This window comes from Mycolicibacterium sp. XJ1819, assembly GCF_053483675.1.
This window is the reverse complement of sequence record NZ_JBEFST010000001.1, coordinates 69,001-87,145: the sequence shown is the minus strand read 5'-3', so window position 1 is coordinate 87,145 and position 18,145 is coordinate 69,001. Positions and strand designations below refer to the sequence as shown.

Annotated in this window: 20 protein-coding genes and 1 pseudogene; 14 read left to right on the top strand and 7 right to left on the bottom strand. The window is 68.5% G+C overall.

Features of this window, described 5'->3' with window-relative positions; genetic code table 11:
- Position 1: 1 nt before the first annotated feature.
- From purB to ABQE89_RS00365, 4 genes are read left to right on the top strand one after another with little or no spacing between them, the layout of a single operon-like run.
- Positions 2 to 1,420, top strand: coding sequence for an adenylosuccinate lyase (gene purB / locus ABQE89_RS00380; RefSeq protein ID WP_448412976.1), 1,419 nt, complete (start codon positions 2 to 4; stop codon positions 1,418 to 1,420).
- Positions 1,417 to 2,643 carry a cytochrome P450 gene (locus ABQE89_RS00375; protein ID WP_448412974.1) on the top strand — a complete coding sequence of 409 codons (1,227 nt, stop codon included), beginning with the start codon at positions 1,417 to 1,419 and terminating at the stop codon, positions 2,641 to 2,643. Before purB ends, ABQE89_RS00375 begins: the two co-directional genes overlap by 4 nt.
- Before the next feature lie 23 nt (positions 2,644 to 2,666).
- The gene (locus ABQE89_RS00370) at positions 2,667 to 3,590 is read left to right on the top strand and encodes a tellurite resistance/C4-dicarboxylate transporter family protein (RefSeq protein ID WP_448413540.1); all 924 of its coding nucleotides are present in this window, start codon (positions 2,667 to 2,669) and stop codon (positions 3,588 to 3,590) included.
- A complete protein-coding gene (locus ABQE89_RS00365; protein WP_448412972.1) occupies positions 3,577 to 4,137 on the top strand; it encodes a DUF1707 SHOCT-like domain-containing protein in 561 nt (186 codons plus the stop codon). The genes ABQE89_RS00370 and ABQE89_RS00365 overlap by 14 nt, the downstream gene beginning before the upstream one ends.
- Here the strand turns inward: ABQE89_RS00365 and ABQE89_RS00360 are convergent.
- Positions 4,121 to 4,951 (bottom strand): annotated as a pseudogene (locus ABQE89_RS00360) (type IV toxin-antitoxin system AbiEi family antitoxin domain-containing protein); the annotation flags it as partial. The gene ABQE89_RS00365 and the pseudogene ABQE89_RS00360 sit on opposite strands and share 17 nt — an antisense overlap.
- A gap of 81 nt (positions 4,952 to 5,032) precedes the next feature.
- The gene (locus ABQE89_RS00355; RefSeq protein ID WP_448412970.1) at positions 5,033 to 5,659 is read right to left on the bottom strand and encodes a hypothetical protein; all 627 of its coding nucleotides are present in this window, start codon (positions 5,657 to 5,659) and stop codon (positions 5,033 to 5,035) included.
- A gap of 29 nt (positions 5,660 to 5,688) precedes the next feature.
- Here ABQE89_RS00355 and ABQE89_RS00350 point away from each other — a divergent pair, with 29 nt between their 5' ends.
- Together ABQE89_RS00350 and ABQE89_RS00345 are read left to right on the top strand one after the other, a co-directional pair.
- Positions 5,689 to 6,585 carry a phosphoribosylaminoimidazolesuccinocarboxamide synthase gene (locus ABQE89_RS00350; protein ID WP_448412968.1) on the top strand — a complete coding sequence of 299 codons (897 nt, stop codon included), beginning with the start codon at positions 5,689 to 5,691 and terminating at the stop codon, positions 6,583 to 6,585.
- The gene (locus ABQE89_RS00345; RefSeq protein ID WP_448412966.1) at positions 6,582 to 8,696 is read left to right on the top strand and encodes a S9 family peptidase; all 2,115 of its coding nucleotides are present in this window, start codon (positions 6,582 to 6,584) and stop codon (positions 8,694 to 8,696) included. The genes ABQE89_RS00350 and ABQE89_RS00345 overlap by 4 nt, the downstream gene beginning before the upstream one ends.
- Here ABQE89_RS00345 and ABQE89_RS00340 read toward each other — a convergent pair.
- The gene (locus ABQE89_RS00340) at positions 8,646 to 9,104 is read right to left on the bottom strand and encodes a DoxX family protein (RefSeq protein WP_448412964.1); all 459 of its coding nucleotides are present in this window, start codon (positions 9,102 to 9,104) and stop codon (positions 8,646 to 8,648) included. The two genes, ABQE89_RS00345 and ABQE89_RS00340, sit on opposite strands and share 51 nt — an antisense overlap.
- Before the next feature lie 84 nt (positions 9,105 to 9,188).
- On the opposite strand from ABQE89_RS00340, the gene ABQE89_RS00335 reads away from it, so the two are divergent.
- From ABQE89_RS00335 to ABQE89_RS00325, 3 genes are read left to right on the top strand one after another with little or no spacing between them, the layout of a single operon-like run.
- On the top strand, positions 9,189 to 9,746 hold the full coding sequence (locus ABQE89_RS00335; protein WP_448412962.1) for a TetR/AcrR family transcriptional regulator: 558 nt from the start codon (positions 9,189 to 9,191) through the stop codon (positions 9,744 to 9,746).
- Between the two features lie 10 nt (positions 9,747 to 9,756).
- Positions 9,757 to 10,254, top strand: coding sequence for a glutathione peroxidase (locus ABQE89_RS00330; protein WP_448412960.1), 498 nt, complete (start codon positions 9,757 to 9,759; stop codon positions 10,252 to 10,254).
- Positions 10,255 to 10,287: 33 nt separating this feature from the next.
- The gene (locus ABQE89_RS00325; RefSeq protein ID WP_448412958.1) at positions 10,288 to 11,928 is read left to right on the top strand and encodes an FAD-binding dehydrogenase; all 1,641 of its coding nucleotides are present in this window, start codon (positions 10,288 to 10,290) and stop codon (positions 11,926 to 11,928) included.
- Here ABQE89_RS00325 and ABQE89_RS00320 read toward each other — a convergent pair.
- Positions 11,921 to 12,577, bottom strand: a complete 657-nt coding sequence (locus ABQE89_RS00320; protein WP_448412956.1) for an MBL fold metallo-hydrolase — start codon at positions 12,575 to 12,577, stop codon at positions 11,921 to 11,923. The two genes, ABQE89_RS00325 and ABQE89_RS00320, sit on opposite strands and share 8 nt — an antisense overlap.
- A 44-nt stretch (positions 12,578 to 12,621) precedes the next feature.
- On the opposite strand from ABQE89_RS00320, the gene ABQE89_RS00315 reads away from it, so the two are divergent.
- The 3 genes from ABQE89_RS00315 to purQ are packed head-to-tail and all read left to right on the top strand — an operon-like array spanning position 12,622 to position 14,233.
- Complete coding sequence (locus tag ABQE89_RS00315; protein WP_448412954.1) at positions 12,622 to 13,287, top strand: ATPase; 666 nt, start codon at positions 12,622 to 12,624, stop codon at positions 13,285 to 13,287.
- Positions 13,288 to 13,322: 35 nt separating this feature from the next.
- Positions 13,323 to 13,562 (top strand): phosphoribosylformylglycinamidine synthase subunit PurS, encoded by a 240-nt coding sequence (gene purS, locus ABQE89_RS00310; RefSeq protein ID WP_448412952.1) that lies wholly within the window; start codon positions 13,323 to 13,325, stop codon positions 13,560 to 13,562.
- On the top strand, positions 13,559 to 14,233 hold the full coding sequence (gene purQ / locus ABQE89_RS00305) for a phosphoribosylformylglycinamidine synthase subunit PurQ (protein ID WP_448412950.1): 675 nt from the start codon (positions 13,559 to 13,561) through the stop codon (positions 14,231 to 14,233). Before purS ends, purQ begins: the two co-directional genes overlap by 4 nt.
- On the opposite strand, the gene ABQE89_RS00300 is transcribed toward purQ, so the two are convergent.
- Both ABQE89_RS00300 and ABQE89_RS00295 read right to left on the bottom strand, forming a co-directional pair.
- On the bottom strand, positions 14,234 to 15,034 hold the full coding sequence (locus ABQE89_RS00300) for a family 1 encapsulin nanocompartment shell protein (RefSeq protein WP_448412948.1): 801 nt from the start codon (positions 15,032 to 15,034) through the stop codon (positions 14,234 to 14,236).
- On the bottom strand, positions 15,034 to 16,023 hold the full coding sequence (locus ABQE89_RS00295; protein WP_448412946.1) for a Dyp-type peroxidase: 990 nt from the start codon (positions 16,021 to 16,023) through the stop codon (positions 15,034 to 15,036). The genes ABQE89_RS00300 and ABQE89_RS00295 overlap by 1 nt, the downstream gene beginning before the upstream one ends.
- A gap of 42 nt (positions 16,024 to 16,065) precedes the next feature.
- On the opposite strand from ABQE89_RS00295, the gene ABQE89_RS00290 reads away from it, so the two are divergent.
- Entirely contained in the window at positions 16,066 to 17,340 is a 1,275-nt protein-coding gene (locus ABQE89_RS00290) for a M18 family aminopeptidase (protein WP_448412944.1), read from the top strand.
- Here the strand turns inward: ABQE89_RS00290 and ABQE89_RS00285 are convergent.
- Entirely contained in the window at positions 17,325 to 17,720 is a 396-nt protein-coding gene (locus ABQE89_RS00285) for a nuclear transport factor 2 family protein (RefSeq protein ID WP_448412942.1), read from the bottom strand. The two genes, ABQE89_RS00290 and ABQE89_RS00285, sit on opposite strands and share 16 nt — an antisense overlap.
- 68 nt (positions 17,721 to 17,788) lie before the next feature.
- On the opposite strand from ABQE89_RS00285, the gene ABQE89_RS00280 reads away from it, so the two are divergent.
- Complete coding sequence (locus ABQE89_RS00280) at positions 17,789 to 18,133, top strand: VOC family protein (protein ID WP_448412940.1); 345 nt, start codon at positions 17,789 to 17,791, stop codon at positions 18,131 to 18,133.
- Positions 18,134 to 18,145: the final 12 nt, after the last annotated feature.

Here is an 18,145-nt window from a genome sequence, read left to right as displayed (position 1 = left end):
TGTGACGATCCCGAATGTGCTGGCCAGCCGGTACGCCAGCGAGGAGATGGCGGCCATCTGGTCACCGGAGGCCAAGGTCGTCGCCGAGCGTCGGCTGTGGCTGGCGGTGCTGGCCGCCCAGGCCGAGTTGGGCGTCGACGTTCCCGACGGCGTCGTCGAGGACTACGAGCGGGTGCTCGACCAGGTCGACCTCGCCTCGATCGCGGCCCGTGAGCGCGTGCTGCGCCACGACGTCAAGGCCCGCATCGAGGAGTTCAACGCGCTGGCCGGCCACGAGCATGTGCACAAGGGCATGACCAGCCGCGACCTCACCGAGAACGTCGAACAGCTGCAGATCCGCCAGGCTCTGCAGTTGGTGCACGCCCACGGCGTGGCAGTGGTCGCGCGGCTGGCCGAACGCGCGATCAGCTACCGCGGCCTGGTGATGGCGGGCCGCAGCCACAACGTCGCCGCGCAGGCCACCACGCTGGGCAAGCGATTCGCCTCGGCCGCCGAGGAGATGCTGATCTCGCTGGGACGGCTGCGCTCGCTGATCGACCGCTACCCGCTGCGCGGCATCAAGGGACCGATGGGCACCGCGCAGGACATGCTCGACCTGTTCGACGGCGACGCGTCGCGGCTGGCCGAGCTGGAGCGGCGGGTCGCCGAATTCCTGGGCTTCACAGAGATTTTCACCAGCGTCGGCCAGGTCTATCCGCGGTCGCTGGACCACGACGTCGTCTCCGCGCTGGTGCAGGTCGGCGCCGGGCCGTCGTCGCTGGCGCACACCATCCGGCTGATGGCGGGCCACGAACTGGTGACCGAGGGGTTCGCGCCCGGCCAGGTGGGCTCGTCGGCGATGCCACACAAGATGAACACCCGCTCCTGCGAGCGGGTCAACGGCCTGCAGGTGGTGCTGCGCGGATACGGCTCGATGACCGCCGAACTGGCCGGCGCTCAGTGGAACGAGGGCGACGTGTTCTGCTCGGTGGTGCGCCGGGTCGCGCTGCCCGACGCGTTCTTCGCGATCGACGGTCAGATCGAGACGTTTCTGACCGTGCTCGACGAGTTCGGCGCCTACCCGGCGGTGATCCAGCGCGAACTCGACCGCTACCTGCCGTTCTTGGCGACGACCCGGATCCTGATCGCCGCGGTGCGCGCCGGGATGGGCCGCGAAGCCGCCCACGAGGTGATCAAGGAACACGCGGTCGCGGTGGCGCTGGCGATGCGCGAGAAGGGTTCGGAGCCCGACCTGTTGGATCGGCTGGCCGCCGATGCGCGACTGCCGCTGGACCGGCCCGCGCTGGACGCGGCGTTGGCCGACAAGCAGGCGTTCAGCGGTGCGGCGGCCGACCAGGTGGACCGCGTCGTCGACGCCGTCGACGAGTTGGTCAGCCGCTATCCGGAAGCGGCCAAGTACACCTCGGGCGCGATCTTGTGACCACGTTGTCGCTGTCGGCGATCGATTTCACCGACCTGGACAACTTCGCCGACGGGTTTCCGCATCACCTGTTCGACGTGCACCGCCGCGACGCCCCGGTGTACTGGCACGAGCCGACCGACAACACCCCCGACGGCGAGGGCTTCTGGTCGGTGGCGACCTATCCGGAAACCCTTGCGGTGCTGAAGGACCCGGTGACCTTCTCGTCGGTGACGGGTGGATCGCGCGCCTACGGGGGCACCCTGCTGCAGGACCTGTCCATCGCGGGCCAGGTGCTCAACATGATGGACGACCCGAAGCACTCGCAGATCCGGCGGCTGGTCAGCTCGGGTCTGACGCCGCGGATGATCGCCCGCGTCGAGGACGATCTGCGCACCCGGGCCCGCAGGTTACTCGACGGGGTGCAGCCAGGGGAGGCGTTCGACTTCGTCGCCGAGGTGGCCGCCGAACTGCCCATGCAGATGATCTGCATCCTGTTGGGAGTGCCGGAGTCCGAACGGCATTGGCTGTTCGAGGCCATCGAGCCGAGCTTCGACTTCGGTGGCTCACGCAAGGCGTCGATCAGCCGGTTGTCGGTCGAGGAAGCCGGGTCCCGGATGTACGCCTACGGCCAGGAACTCATCGCCGCCAAGCGCGCCGAACCGACCGACGACATGCTCTCGGTCGTCGCGAACGCCGAACTGGACGAACCGGTCAGCGACATCGAGGTGTATCTGTTCTTCAACCTGCTGTTCAGCGCCGGCGCGGAGACCACTCGAAACGCGGTCGCCGGGGGACTGCTCGCGCTGGCGCAGCATCCCGAGCAGTTCCGGGCGCTGCGCGACGATCCCGGCCTGTTGCCGACGGCGATCGAGGAGATGGTTCGCTGGACGTCGCCGTCACCGTCCAAGCGGCGCACCGCGACCGCCGCGACGACGCTGGGCGGGTACCGGATCGAGGCCGGGCAGAAGGTCTTGGTGTGGGAGGGTTCGGCCAACCGCGACGAATCGGTGTTCACCGCTGCGGATTCGTTCGACATCGCGCGTAAGCCCAACCCGCACTTGGGGTTCGGTCAGGGCGTGCACTACTGCCTGGGCGCCAATCTGGCCCGGCTGGAACTTCGGGTGCTCTACGAGGAGCTGATGGCCCGGTTCGGCGCGGTGCGGGTGGTCGAACCCGTCGAGTGGACCCGCAGCAACCGTCACACCGGCATCCGCCACCTGGTGGTCGAGCTGCGCGTGTGAAACCGGACGTCTTCGCGGTGGTCATGGCGACCGGCATCGTGTCGATCGCCGCCGCGGACCATGGCTACGTCGTGCTCAGCGACGCACTGGCGGTACTCGCCGCGGCCGGGCTGCCGCTTCTTCTGGTCGCGGCGCTGATCTGGTGGGCCCGGCGGCCGCCGGACCTGACCGATCCCGACGTCACGATCCGGCTGTTCACGTTCGTCGCGGCGTGCGCGGTGCTCGACAGCAGGCTGACCTCGAACGAGGTTGTGGTGTGGACGCTGTCGCTGCTGGCATCGGCGGCGTGGCTGGTGCTCGTGGTGCTGACCAGCCGAAACCTCGTCGCCCGGTCGTGGCGCGATCTGCAGCAGCGGGCCGGCGGCGCATGGGAACTGGCCAGCGTCGGCACCTCGGGGCTGGCGATCGTTGCGGCCGCGTTGGCCCGACACACCGGCGCCGATGGCCTGCTGATCGCCGCGGTGGTGGTCTGGGTGTTCGCCATCGCGGTGTATGCGCTGATGACGACGTTGATCCTGGCGCGTGCGTTCGAGGCGCGACTGGACCCGCACGGATTCCAGCCCGACGCGTGGATCCTGATGGGCGCGTTGGCGATCGCGACGCTGGCGGGCGACCACATCCACCGCGGCGGAATCGCGGCGGTGCGTGGTCCGACGACCGTGACGTGGGCGTTGGCGACGCTGTGGATCGTGCCGTTGCTGTACTTCGGCGTTCGCCATCTGCAGCGTCCCGAGTCGCGGCGCTTTGCGGGCGTGTGGTGGGCGATGGTCTTCCCGCTGGGCATGTACTCGTCGGCAACCTTTGCCATGGCACGCGAAACGGATTGGCAAGTGCTGGTGACGGTTTCGCTGGTGTTTTTCTGGGTGGCGTTCGCGACTTGGTTGGCGGTGACGATCGCGGGAGTGTGGATGCTGGGCCATCTACCCTCGAAGCATGGACAGAAGTGATGCGAACCTGCGGGTCTCCGACGCCGACCGCACGCACGTCAGCCAACAACTCGAGCGTGCGGTGGGGCAGGGCATGCTGACGCTCGACGAGTTCAGCGAGCGCATCGACGCCGTCCTGGCCGCACGCACCCGCGGTGACCTGCGCGCCGTCCTGGCCGACCTGCCCGTGCCGCCGCAAGCCGACGGCGAACTGTTGCGCGGCCGGATGACCTCGATCTCGCGGCGCGGGGAGTGGACGGTGCCGTCGCGGCTGCGGCTGAACACCCGGATGTGTGACAACACATTGGATTTCACCAACGCCACCCTGCGCAGCGACACCGTCGTCGTCGACATCGACGACTACTTCAGCACCACCGACCTGATCCTGCCCGACGGCGCCACCGCCGACCTCACCGGCGTCGAGACCGTGGCGGGCAGCGTCACGCTCAAGGTGCCGCACGGTCCGCGGTCGCAGCGATTACACCTCGTCGTGCGTGGCCGGGTGCGATTCGGTTCGGTGACCGCCCGGTACGCGTTCGGCCGGGCGTTGCGGCGCATGCTCGGCTAGGCGTATTGCCCGGTGGCAGCCAGGTGAACCGCAACACCACCCAGCCGAGCAGGGTGATGGCGTTCTGACGCCGGCGGTCGATCTGGAAAGCGTCCGCGCCACTGTGGAACGCGAAGCCGTCGACCTCGATGGCCACCTTCTCCTTGGCGAACCCCACATCTACCCGATAGCCGCCCACCCGGTAGTTCGTCTCCCATGCGGTGAAGCCGGCCTCGCGCAGCAGCTTGACCAGCAGCCGCTCGGCCTCAGAGCGCGCGCCATCGGATGCCGCCTGCAACAGGCGCCGCGCGGCGGGTGAGCCGGTGCGGCCCTTGTTGCGCAGATGTGCCTGCCACAGCTGGTGCAGTTCGACGTGTCGTTGCAGCGCACCGTCCATCAGCTTGGCTCCGCCACCGCGACGGACGGCGGCCTCGATGACGGTCAGTGGCAAAGCGGTCACACGCAAGCCGTTTCGCCGGGCGATGTCAGCCTGCGCGAGGTCGCGTCGTCTCAGCTTGGTGCCCCGTCGACGCCGGCCGTTGCTGACCCGCGGCACGGTCACCTCGACAAACTGCGGGGCATACTTCGTCAGCCGGTGCCACCACGCCGCCGCCAGACCGCTGCCCACGGCATGCGGGCCGTAGCTCCACACCGCCGCGCGGATACGCGCCGCATCAGTGAAGAGTCGATCCTCGACGAAGTAGACCCCGGGACCGCAGCGTCGCCACCGGCCCGACTTGGCTCGCCGCAGCACCGCATGCTCGCTGAGGCCGGCGCTGCGCGCCTGCCCGAGTGTGATCACCCCGTCATGGGCACGCAAGAGTTCTTCCAGCATGGTTGGTAGGACGCACGCGCTTGGCAATCGGCTCCCGCTGCTTGCGATTTGGGTGTGAAAGCCTGCGCTGAGCGCAGGAAATCACGCCGAATTCGCATAGCGGGCGACGCCTGCTGCGCTCAACTCGAGGGCCGCGAGCCCGCGGATGGCCTCGGCGTCGTAGGCGCGCCAGGCGCCCACCGGATCGTCGGAAATGGCCGCGAGCTTGACCAGCGGCCGGTTGGCGAGCGCGCGCAGCGCGAGCAACTGCTCGCCGGCGGGCGTGCGGGCCAGCGTCATCGCGGTCCACTTGCGCCGGAAGAACCGCACCCGCAGGAACAGCCACGGCATCGCGACGAACAGGATCGGCGGCGCGGCCACCGCCAGCGCCAGCACCCACGCCAGCCACGACGCCGTGGTGTCGAGGGTCTGCCCCGCGCCCGCGATGTCCAGTGCGGCCTCGCTGGCCGCCCGCAACGGCTTGGCCAGGGCATCGCCGACCAGCGGAAAGCTGTCGGTGCGGTCGCCTGCCGTGTCGAGGTTGTCGGCGACGCCGGTGGCGCCGGTCTCGACGCGGCGGCCCACCTCGGCGATGGTCGCCACGGCCGCGTGTACGGCCATGCCCACCAGCACCCACAAGGTGGTCCAGGCGAGCACGACGGCGTCGCTGATCAGCTGGGCCAGGAGGCGCGACGGCGTGGTGGCATAGGGGAGAAACCGCGAATTCATGCGTTGATGCTGCCCGATAGGCTGGCCCAATGCGCCCAGCTCTGTCCGACTACCAACATCTGGCCAGCGGTAAGGTCCGCGAGCTGTACCGCATCGACGACGAGACGCTGCTGTTCGTGGCCACCGACCGCATCTCGGCCTACGACTACATTCTCGACTCCGAGATACCCGACAAGGGCCGCATCCTGACCGCGATGAGCGTGTTCTTCTTCGAGTACCTCAGCGACACCGCCAACCATCTGGCCGGCCCGCCCGACGACCCGCGCATCCCCGAGCAGGTGCTCGGCCGCGCGCTGGTGGTGCAGGAGCTCGAGATGCTGCCGGTGGAGGCGGTGGCCCGCGGCTACCTGACGGGCTCGGGCCTGATCGACTACCAGCAGACCGGCCAGGTGTGCGGTATCGCGTTACTGCCCGGCCTGCGCGAGGCAAGCAAGTTCGCCGAACCGCTGTTCACCCCGGCGACCAAGGCCGAGATCGGCTCGCACGACGTGAACATCTCGTTCGCCCAGGTCGTCGAGTTGATCGGCGAAAAGCGCGCCGACCAGTTGCGTGAGCAGACATTGCAGACCTATACCCGCGGCGCCGAGCACGCCCTGACGAAGGGCATCATCGTCGCCGACACGAAATTCGAATTCGGGGTGGACAAGGACGGCCGCCTGCGGCTGGCCGACGAGGTCTTCACCCCCGACTCGTCGCGGTACTGGCGTGCCGACGACTGGAAAGAAGGTGTGGTGCAGGAGAGTTTCGACAAGCAGTTCGTCCGCAACTGGCTCACCAGCCCGGAGTCCGGCTGGGACCGCCACAGCGACAACCCTCCGCCACCGCTGCCGTCCGCTATCGTCGACGCGACCAGGGCCCGCTACGTCGAAGCCTACGAACGCATCTCGGGCCGCAAGTTCGCCGACTGGATCGGGCCCGCTGCGTGAACCCGCCAGAAGCCAAACGCGTCGATCACCGTCGCGAGCACCACGGAGACGTCTTCATCGACCCGTACGAGTGGCTGCGCGACAAGTCCAACCCCGAGGTGATCGAGTACCTGGAGGCCGAGAACGCCTACACCGACCACGTCACCGAACATCTCGCGCCGCTGCGCCAACGCATCTTCGACGAGATCAAGGCCCGCACCAAGGAGACCGACCTCTCGGTGCCGACCCGCCGCGGCGACTGGTGGTACTACGGCCGTAGCTTCGAGGGCAAACAGTACGGTGTCCAATGCCGTTGTCCGGTCAGCGATCCCGACGACTGGTTGCCGCCGGTGTTCGACGAACACACCGAGATCCCCGGTGAGCAGGTGCTTCTCGACGAGAACATCCTGGCCGAGGGGCACGATTTCTTCGCGCTGGGTGCGGCATCGGTGAGCCTGGACGGCAACACGCTGGCCTACTCGACCGACGTCACCGGTGACGAGCGGTACACGCTGCGGTTCAAGGACTTGCACACCGGTTCGGTCTACGACGACGAGATCGTCGGCATCGGCGCCGGTGTCACGTGGGCGGCCGACAACCGCACCGTGTACTACACGACCGTCGACGAGGCGTGGCGCCCCGACACGGTCTGGCGGCACCGCATCGGCTCCGGACTGCCCGCCGAGAAGGTCTACCACGAGCCGGACGAGAAGTTCTGGCTCGCCGTCGGGCGCACCCGCAGCGACAAGTACATCCTGGTCGCGGCGGGCAGCGCGGTCACCTCCGAGGTGCGCTACGGCGAGGCCGCCGATGCGGCCACCGAGTTCACCACCGTGTGGCCGCGGCGCGAACGCGTCGAGTACTCCGTCGAGCACGCGATCGTCGGCGGTGAGGACCGGTTCCTGATCCTGCACAACGACGGTGCGGAGAACTTCACGCTGGTCGAGACCCCCGTCCGGGACACGTCGGCGGTGCGCACCCTGATCGAGCACCGCGACGACGTGCGACTGGACTCCGTCGACGCGTTCGACCGGCACCTGGTGGTCAGCTACCGCAGGGAGGCGCTGCCGCGGATCCAGTTGTGGCCCATCGACGAAAGCGGCCAGTACGGCCGCGCGCAGGACATCACGTTCGAATCCGAACTGATGTCGTCGGGCCTGAGCGCGAACCCGAACTGGAGTTCGCCGAAGTTGCGGATCGGCGCCATGTCGTTCGTCACGCCGGTGCGCATCTATGACCTCGACCTCGCGACGGGCGAGCGAACCCTGCTGCGGGAACAGCCGGTGCTCGGCGATTACCGACCCGAGGATTACGTCGAACGCCGCGACTGGGCCGTCGCGTCCGACGGTGCCCGTGTTCCGATCTCGATCGTTCACCGCGTCGGACTGCAGTACCCCGCACCCGCGGTGCTCTACGGCTACGGCGCCTACGAGGCGTGTGAGGATCCGAGGTTCTCGATCGCCCGGCTCTCGCTGCTCGACCGCGGCATGATCTTCGCCGTCGCCCACGTCCGCGGGGGCGGCGAACTGGGCCGGTCATGGTACGAGCGCGGCAAGATGCTGGAGAAGACCAACACCTTCACCGACTTCGTCGCGGTCGCCCGCCATCTCGTCGACACCGGCGTCACCCGGCCCGAGCGGTTGGTGGCCTACGGGGGCAGCGCGGGCGGGCTGCTGGTGGGGGCGGTGGCCAACATCGCACCCGAGCTGTTCGCGGGGATCCTCGCCGTCGTCCCGTTCGTCGACCCGTTGACGACCATCCTCGACCCGTCGCTTCCGCTCACCGTGACCGAGTGGGACGAGTGGGGTAATCCGTTGGAGGACAAAGAAGTCTACGAGTACATGAAGTCGTACTCACCCTACGAGAATGTGGCGGCCAAGGACTATCCGCGGATCCTGGCGGTGACCTCGCTCAACGACACCAGGGTGCTCTACGTCGAACCCGCCAAATGGGTCGCAGCGCTGAGGCACACCAAGACCGACGATCATCCGATCCTGCTCAAGACCGAGATGAAGGCCGGACACGGTGGCATCAGCGGCCGCTACGAGCGCTGGAAAGAGACCGCGTTCCAATACGCGTGGTTACTGGATGCCGCTCAGGCTGCCGACACCGACCAGGCCGGCGGCGGATAGGAACACCGCCTGTTCGGCGGTGCGCAGATCCAGGCGCGTGGTCATCGACTTCGGCGGATTGGGCATCCTGGCGGCGTAGACGTTGGCCGGGAACATCACCAGCAGCAGCGCGAACAGGCAGACCGCGGCCGCCACTCGAGTGGGCGGATACAGCAGGCCCGCGGCGCCGACGAGTTCGAGCACACCGGTCAGGGTGACGAGCAGTGCGGGCCTGGGCAGTCGGGGCGGCACGATTGCGATCATGTCGCGGCGCAACGGGTCGACGAAGTGTGCGACCCCGGTCATCACGAACATCACCGCCAGGCCGACGGCGATCGCGGCGGGCCAACTGTTCGTGTAGTCGAGGCCGAGCCAACCGGCCGTGCGGGCACCGAGGGTGCCGACGATAAGGGCGACGAAGACAGCCATGACAACTCCAATCTAGACAATGACTAGATCACGTTAACGCCCGGATCTAGGCACTGTCAAGATGCCCGGGCTAGGATGGTCGACATGACCAAGGCGTCCTATCACCACGGCGATCTGAAGGCCGTCATCCTGGCCCGGGCCGCCGACCTGGTGGCCGAGCGCGGCGCCGACGGCATCTCCCTGCGAGAGCTGGCGCGGACGGCCGGTGTCTCGCACGCCGCGCCGGCGCACCACTTCACCGACCGGCGCGGTCTGTTCACCGCGCTGGCCGCCGAAGGCTGGCGCCTGCTGGCGGCCGCGCTCACCGACGCCCGGCCCGAATTCATCGACGCCGCGCTGGCCTACGTGCGGTTCGCGCTCGACCACCCGGGCCACTACGCGGTGATGTTCGACCGCGCGCTGATCAATCCCGACGACCCGGACTTCGTCGCGGCCGTCGCCGCGGCCGGCACCGAACTCAACCGGGGCGTCGGCACCCTCGACGATGCGCGCGCCAAGGACGACCCGCAGGCCGCAGCGCTGGCGGCATGGTCTCTGGTGCACGGGTTTTCGCTGCTCTGGCTGAACAAGACGATCGACGACGGCAGCGATCCGATCGCGATGGTGCACCGCGTCGCGGGCATGTTGTTCAAGAGCGGGTAGCGTGCCGAACATGACCGACACATCGCTCACCGATATCCCGCTGACCACGCTCGACGGCAATCCCACCACGCTGGCCGAACTCGCCGATGGCGCGGTGCTGGTGGTCAACGTGGCCTCCAAGTGTGGCCTCACCCCGCAGTACACCGCGCTGGAGCAATTGGCCAAGGACTACCGCGACCGCGGCCTGACCGTGGTCGGGGTGCCGTGCAACCAGTTCATGGGCCAGGAACCCGGCACCGCCGAGGAGATCCAGACGTTCTGCTCGACCACCTACGGGGTGACTTTCCCGCTGCTGGCCAAGACCGACGTCAACGGGCCCGAGCGGCATCCCCTCTACGCCGAGTTGACCAAGACGCCCGACGCCGGCGGTGAGGCCGGCGACGTGCAGTGGAACTTCGAGAAGTTTCTCATCGCCCCGGGTGGCAAGGTGGCCAAGCGGTTTCGGCCGCGCACGGAACCCGACGCGCCCGAGGTGGTCGAGGCCATCGAAGAAATCCTGCCGCGGTAACCCGGCGGCCACTTAACCGCTAACGTGGCGCCCATGGATACCGACGCCGTGGTCGTGGGTGCGGGTCTGGCTGGTCTGGTGGCCGCCGCTGAACTCGTCGAACGTGGACGCCGGGTGCTGATCGTCGACCAGGAGAACGCCGCCAACCTCGGTGGCCAGGCGTTCTGGTCGTTCGGCGGGCTGTTCTTCGTCGACAGTCCCGAACAGCGCCGGCTCGGCATCCGGGACAGCCACGAGCTGGCATTGCAGGATTGGCTGGGTTCGGCGGGATTCGACCGCCCGGAGGATCACTGGCCGCGGCAGTGGGCGCACGCCTATGTCGACTTCGCCGCCGGCGAGAAGCGCAGCTGGCTGCGTGCGCGGGGGCTGCAGACGTTCGCGGTGGTCGGATGGGCCGAGCGCGGCGGATATGACGCGCGCGGTCACGGGAACTCGGTGCCCCGCTTCCACATCACCTGGGGGACCGGGCCTGCGATCGTCGATATCTTCGCCCGGCGGCTGGTCGGAAACGACCTGGTGCGGTTCGCGCATCGGCACCGCGTCGACGAGCTGATCGTCGAGGACGGTGCGGTGGTCGGTGTGCGCGGCGCTGTCCTGGAACCGTCAGATGCGCCGCGCGGGGCGCCATCGTCGCGAAACGCCGTCGGCGAGTTCGGATTTCGCGCCCAGGCGGTGATCGTGGCCAGCGGCGGCATCGGTGGCAACCACGACCTGGTGCGGCAGAACTGGCCGAAGCGGATGGGCCGGGTGCCCGAGCAGTTGCTGTCCGGTGTGCCCGCGCACGTCGACGGGCGGATGATCGGCATCAGCGAGGCGGCCGGAGCGCGGGTGATCAACGCCGACCGGATGTGGCACTACACCGAAGGCATCACCAACTACGACCCGATCTGGCCGATGCACGGCATCCGCATCCTGCCCGGGCCGTCGTCGCTGTGGCTGGACGCCACGGGTAGCCGATTGCCCGCGCCGCTGTATCCGGGCTTCGACACCCTCGGCACGCTCGAGCACATTGCGTTGACCGGCCAGGATTACACGTGGTTCGTGCTCAACGCCCGCATCATCGCCAAGGAGTTCGCGCTGTCGGGCCAGGAGCAGAACCCCGACCTCACCAACCGCAGTGTGCGTGAGCTGCTTTCGCGGGTGCGCGGCGGTGCGCCCAAACCGGTGCAGGCGTTCGTGGACCGCGGCGTCGACTTCGTCACCGCGAACACGCTGCGCGACTTGGTGTCCGCGATGAACGCGCTGCCCGATGTGGTGCCGCTGGACTACGCCACGGTGGAGGCCGAAGTCACCGCCCGCGACCGCGAGGTCGCCAACAGGTTCACCAAGGACATGCAGGTGACGGCCATTCGCGCCGCGCGCAACTATCTCGGCGATCGGGTCAGCCGGGTGGTGGCGCCGCACCGCCTCACCGATCCGAAGGCCGGCCCGCTGATCGCCGTCAAGTTGCACATTCTCACCAGAAAGTCGTTGGGCGGGTTGGAAACCGATCTGGACTCCCGGGTGCTCAAGCCCGACGGAAGCCCGTTCGACGGGTTGTATGCCGCCGGCGAGGCTGCCGGCTTCGGCGGCGGCGGTGTACACGGTTACCGCTCGTTGGAGGGCACCTTCCTGGGCGGCTGTGTGTTCTCCGGCCGGGCAGCGGGCCGGGCGGCCGCGCGCGCCGTCACCTGAAATCGGTGCCGATCTCGGGTTCGAGGACCTGGAAGTCGGTGTCGGTCATCTCCGAGAGCCTGCCGTAGTAGATACCGCGGGCGTCGGGATCGATGATGCCCTGGTGGATGGGCACCGCGCGCTCGGGCGCGACCGCACGCAGATAGTCCACCGCCTCGGAGATCTTCATCCACGGCGCGGCGGCCGGTGTCGCCAGCACGTCGACCGGCTCACCCGGCGAGAACAACGCGTCTCCGGGGTGCATGAGCCGAGCCGCGTGTGAGCCATCTCCGACGAGATACGAAATATTGTCGATCACAGGGATTTCCGGGTGGATCACCGCGTGCTTGCCGCCGACGCCACGGACGTTGAGATGCCCGATGGAAAACTCGTCGCCGACATGTACCGCGCGCCACGGCGCGCCCAGTTGCTGGGCGGTCTGCGGGTCGGCGTAGAGAGCCGCCTGCGGGTTGGCGTCGAGCAGGGCGGGCAACCGCGACGTGTCGGCGTGGTCGGGGTGCTGATGGGTGACCAGGATCGCCGACAGACCGGTGATCCCCTCGAAACCGTGCGAGAACGTCCCGGGATCGAACAAAACCGTGGTGTCTGAGCCCGAATCGGTCGGAAAACTTGCGAGAAGGCACGAATGGCCGAAATGCGTCAGCTGCATGCCTATATTGTGCGGCTCGGGACGATCAGGGGGTACCGGGACAGTTGCGATCGAAGCTGGCGCTGGCCCTGGTGATGTGTCTGCTGGCCGGTGCGCCGACTCCGCCGGCCCACGCGGTGCCCGGAATCTGCCCTCCGATCTGCGATGCCATCCCCGACGCGGCATGGATCGCGCCGACCGCCATCCCGCTCGACGACCTGTATCACTGGCCCGACCCGGCCGGTGTGGCCGTCACCGCGCGGGCGCCGCGGTTCGCGTTCGAGGAGGCCTGTGCGAGTCCGCCCCTGCCCGCCGACGTGCGCGACTACGCGGTGGCCGCCCGTGCCGACGTGACCAACCCGGACGGTCAGTGGCAGTTGCGCACGCAGATCCTGCATTGGCGCGGGCCGACGGCGCAGGGCGGGCCGACGGCCTCGGCGGCGCTTGAGACGGCCAGGGCGCGGCTGCGTGACTGCCAGCTGACCGCCCCGGCGGCCTCGCCGTCGTTCACCGTCAACGAGGCCCAGCGCATCGCGACCGTGATCAGCGTGGCGGGCAGCCGCCAGATGCGCCAGTACCTGCTGGCCGACCCCGCGAACAGCACCGTCGTCTCGCTGTCCATGTGGTCGGCACTGCCGCTGCAGGTGCGCTGGCCCACCGTTTCCGACGTCCGGACTCTGGATGCGATGGCCGCCCCGCTGTGCGACGCCTACATCGGATCGTGCCGATGAGGCGGGCCGAGCAGGCCCGCCGGTACAGTTGACGCGTGGCAAAGGTGGTGGTGCACGTGATGCCCAAGGCCGAGATCCTCGACCCGCAGGGGCAGGCGATCGTCGGCGCACTGGGTCGTCTCGGCTTCGATGGTGTCTCAGATGTGCGGCAGGGCAAGCGGTTTGAACTCGAAGTCGATGACAGCGTCGATGACGACACCCTCGCCGAGATCGCCGAATCGCTGTTGGCGAACACCGTCATCGAGGATTGGTCGATAAGCAGGGAGCAGTCGTGACTGTTCGTGTGGGCGTGATCACATTTCCCGGCACGCTCGACGACGTCGACGCGGCCAGGGCGGTCCGGTTGGCCGGTGGCGACGCGGTGAGCCTCTGGCACGCCGACGCCGACCTCAAAGGCGTCGACGCCGTGGTGGTTCCCGGGGGGTTCTCCTACGGCGACTATCTGCGGGCGGGTGCGATCGCCAAGTTCGCGCCGGTGATGGGCGAGGTGGTGCGCGCCGCCGGTCAGGGCATGCCGGTGCTGGGCATCTGCAACGGCTTTCAGGTGCTCTGCGAGGCGGGCCTGCTGCCGGGTGCGCTGACCCGCAACGCCGGGTTGCATTTCGTCTGCCGCGACGTGTGGCTGCAGGTCGTCTCGAACTCCACGGCGTGGACGTCGCGGTACGAGGCGGGCGCCGACATCCTGGTGCCGCTGAAGTCCGGCGAGGGCCGCTACGTGGCCAGCGAGAAAGTGCTCGACGAACTCGAGGATGCTGGCCGGGTCGTGTTCCGCTACCGGGACAACCCGAACGGTTCACAGCGCGACATCGCGGGCATCAGCTCCGCCGACGGCCGGATCGTCGGCCTGATGCCCCATCCCGAACACGCCACCGAGCCGTTGACCGGACCGTCCGACGACGGGTTGGGCCTGTTCTATTCGGCGCTCGACCTGGTGCTGGCCGCGTAGCTAGCAGGGCGTCAGCGCCACCGAGGCTTCGGCGGTGTAGCACATGAACGTCAGGGTCTCCTCGAGATACAAGTCGACGGTTCCCGCATCGTGGGACAGGTAGCCGATCGACACGTCGGTACCCAGCTGCAGATCGAAATCACCACCGCGGGTGGACAGTACGAACGCACCGTCGATGGCGGGCGCCCAGATGATCTCGCCGTCCACCAGCCGGTTGAGGTGCTCGCGGATCGGATAGCCGTGCGCGGTGGTCTCGCTGACCTGGGTGTAGACATCGGCCGAGAGCAGCACCGAATACGGCCCGTCCACACCGGAGAGCCGCAGCTCCGACAGCGCCTGCGAGATGACGTCGGGGATCTCGCGCGCATCGTCGGGCAGGTTCAGTGCCGGGTTGGAACTGCACGCCCGGATGCCCTCGATCGACGCCGCGCCATAGCCCTCGAAGATCGCCCGGTCCTCGGCGAACGCCAGTTTCTGCGCGGCCTCCTTGACCGGATCCCAGTCGGAGTCCTGCGAGCCACGTTCGACGTCGTCGATGGCGGCGCGAGTCACCGTGAACGGCGCCCGAAGCCGGACCAGCGGCTTGCTCTCCCGCACGTGTGCCACCACGCCTTCGCCGGGCGGGGCGATGTCGCGCAGATGCCCCGTGCTGATCGCCGCCGTCACCGGACCGCCCGGCTCGCTGACGTCGACCACGCGCCGCCCGGCGATGTGCCGCTTGAACGTGCGGGTGGCCTCCAACTCGATCTCCGCCCACGCGGCATCGGTGACCGGGGCCAGTTCGCGGTAAAGGTTGTTCATCAGGATCCTTTCAGGCTGCCGATGCCGAGTGATCGCTCGGTCGGCGCCGCAGCCGAATTGGGCAGTGGCGGTGGGTCGTCGAGGAAGTCGACGGTCGGGGTGAAGAACATCGACCCGGTGATCGCGGTGGAGAAGTCCAGAATGCGGTCGGTGTTTCCGGGCGGGTCGCCGATGAACATGTTGGTCAGCATCTGCTCGGTGACCGTCGGGGTGCGCGAGTAGCCGATGAAATACGTGCCGAACTCGCCCTTGCCGATCTCGCCGAACGGCATGTTGTGCCGGACGATCTTGAGTTCGGTGCCGTCGTCGTCCTCGATGACGTTGAGCGCCACGTGCGAGTTGGCCGGTTTGACGTCGTCGTCGAGTTCGATGTCGTCGAGTTTGGTGCGCCCGATCACCCGCTGCTGCTCGTCGACCGACAATGCGTTCCACGCGGCCATGTCGTGCAGATACTTCTGCACGTGCACATAGCAGCCGCCCGCGAAATCCGGGTCCTCGTCGCCGATCTGGGTGGCGCTGCGCGCCAGCGGCCCGTCGGGGTTCTCGGTGCCGTCGACGAAGCCCAGCAGGTCACGGTTGTCGAAGAACCGGAAGCCGTGCACCTCGTCGACGATCGTCACCGATCCCAGCGCCTCGACCAACCGGGTGGCCAACTCGAAGCAGACGTCCATCTTCTCGGCGCGGATGTGGAACAGCAGGTCGCCCGGGGTCGACGGGGCGTGGTGGCGCGGTCCGTCGAGCGCGACGAACGGGTGCAACTCGGCGGGCCGGGGGCCGGCGAACAGCCGGTCCCAGGCCTCGGAGCCGATCGAGGTGACCGCCGACAGGCGTTTGGTCGGATCGCGAAAACCGATCGCGCGCACCAGCCCTGAGATGTCGGGCAGGGCCTCGTGCACCGCCGCCTCCCCGCCCCGGTCGATCGTCGCGACGAGAAAGATCGTCGCGGGCGTCAACGGCTCCAACACCGGCTGCGGAAGGGGATCGGGCACAGCTCGAATCTAGATCACTTTCATCGGCCATGATGGACAACCATGTCTGCGAGTGCGCACGGGTTGTGCGAGTTCATCGACGCGTCGCCGTCGCCGTACCACGTCTGTCTGACCGCCGCGCAGCGGTTGAGCGCCGCCGGATTCACCGAGCTGTCCGAACGTGACCCCTGGCCCGCCACCGGGCGCTTCTTCACCGTGCGGGCCGGCTCGCTGGTGGCCTGGCACGCCACCGACCAGCATCTGCCGTTCCGCATCGTCGGCGCGCACACCGACAGCCCCAACCTGCGGGTCAAACAGCACCCGGACCGGTTCGTGTCCGGCTGGCAGGTGCTGGCGCTGCAGCCCTACGGCGGTGTCTGGCTGAACTCGTGGCTGGACCGCGATCTGGGCATCAGCGGGCGGCTGTCGGTGCGCGACGGCGATCGCGTGGTGCATCGGCTGGTGCGCATCGACGAGCCGATCCTGCGCGTGCCCCAGTTGGCCATCCACCTGGCCGACGACCGCAAGGCCCTGACCCTGGACCCGCAGCGCCACGTCAACGCGGTGTGGGGGGTCGGCAGCGCGGCGCGGTCGTTTCTGGACTACGTCGCGGCGCGGGCCGACGTCGAGGCCGCCGATGTGCTGGGCGCCGACCTGATGACCCACGACCTGACACCGTCGCGGCGCATCGGCGCCGACGGCGAGTTGCTCAGCGCACCGCGGCTGGACAACCAGGCCTCCTGCTACGCGGGCCTGGAGGCGTTTCTGGCCGTGTCCACTGCGGAGGCCACCGCAGAGTCCCGGCAGTATCTGCCGGTGCTGGTGTTGTTCGATCACGAGGAGGTCGGCTCGCAGTCCGACCACGGCGCCCAGTCGGACCTGTTGCTGACGGTGTTGGAGCGGATCACCCTGGCCGCCGGCGGCGGGCGTGAGGATTTCCTGCGGCGGCTGCCCGGGTCGATGGTCGCCTCCGGCGACATGGCGCACGCCACCCATCCCAACTACCCCGACCGCCACGAGCCGGGGCATCTCATCGAGGTCAACGCCGGGCCGGTGCTCAAGGTGCAACCGAACCTGCGCTACGCCACCGACGGCCGCACCGCGGCCGCGTTCGCGCTGGCGTGCGCGCAGGCCGGCGTGGGGCTGCAACGCTACGAGCACCGGGCGGATCTGCCGTGCGGCTCCACGATCGGGCCGATGACCTCGGCGCGCACCGGCATTCCGACCGTGGACGTCGGCGCGGCCCAGTTGGCCATGCACTCGGCGCGGGAGGTGATGGGCGCGGCCGACGTCGCGGCCTACTCCGCGGCGCTGCGCGCGTTCTACGCGCCCGCCTGATCGACGGTGTCGTAGCGGATCACGTTCTCCACGACGATCCCGTCGCGGGTACGCACCCGATCCAGCCCGCGGATCGCCACCGGCCCGTCCGGGCCGGATCCACCGCCGGTGTAGTGCAGAAACACCAGCTGCTCACCGGGGACGGCGCCGGCCACGGTGGCGCTGTCGACGAGGCGTAGCCGCAGGTCGGGCATGGCGGCGACCAATTCGGCGATCTTGCCGACGTACGCGCCGCGGCCGTGCACCGGGGTCGGGTCGCCCTGCCAGTAGCCGACGATGTCGTCGGCGAGGATGTCGGCGATGCGGGACGGATCGGGGGCGGTCCAGAACGCCGCCCACATCTCGGCGCTGAACTGAGGTCGGGTGTGTGTCTCGGTCATGGTTGCCAGCCTGCGCGGCCGACGACGCACCTTCAATTACGCGGGAGGTAACCGTAGAGTTTGCGCGCATGGGACTGGCCGTGGAGATGATCACGTTCGACTGCACCGACCCCGACGCGCTGGCCCGGTGGTGGGCCGGGGCCGTGGCCGGAACCGTAACCGACGTGATGCCAGGTGAATTCGTGTTGGTCAGCCAGGACAACGGCCCCAATCTGGGCTTTCAGCGGGTGAGCGACCCCACGCCGGGCAAGAATCGCGTGCACCTCGACCTGTCCGCCGAGGGCGAGATGGAGGCCCAGGTGGCCCGGTTGGTGGGACTGGGCGCCACCGAAATCGGCAGGCACAGCTTCGGCGACGACTTCCGTTGGGTCGTGCTCGCCGATCCGGCCGGCAACGCATTCTGCGTGGGCTGATCGACCAAACTA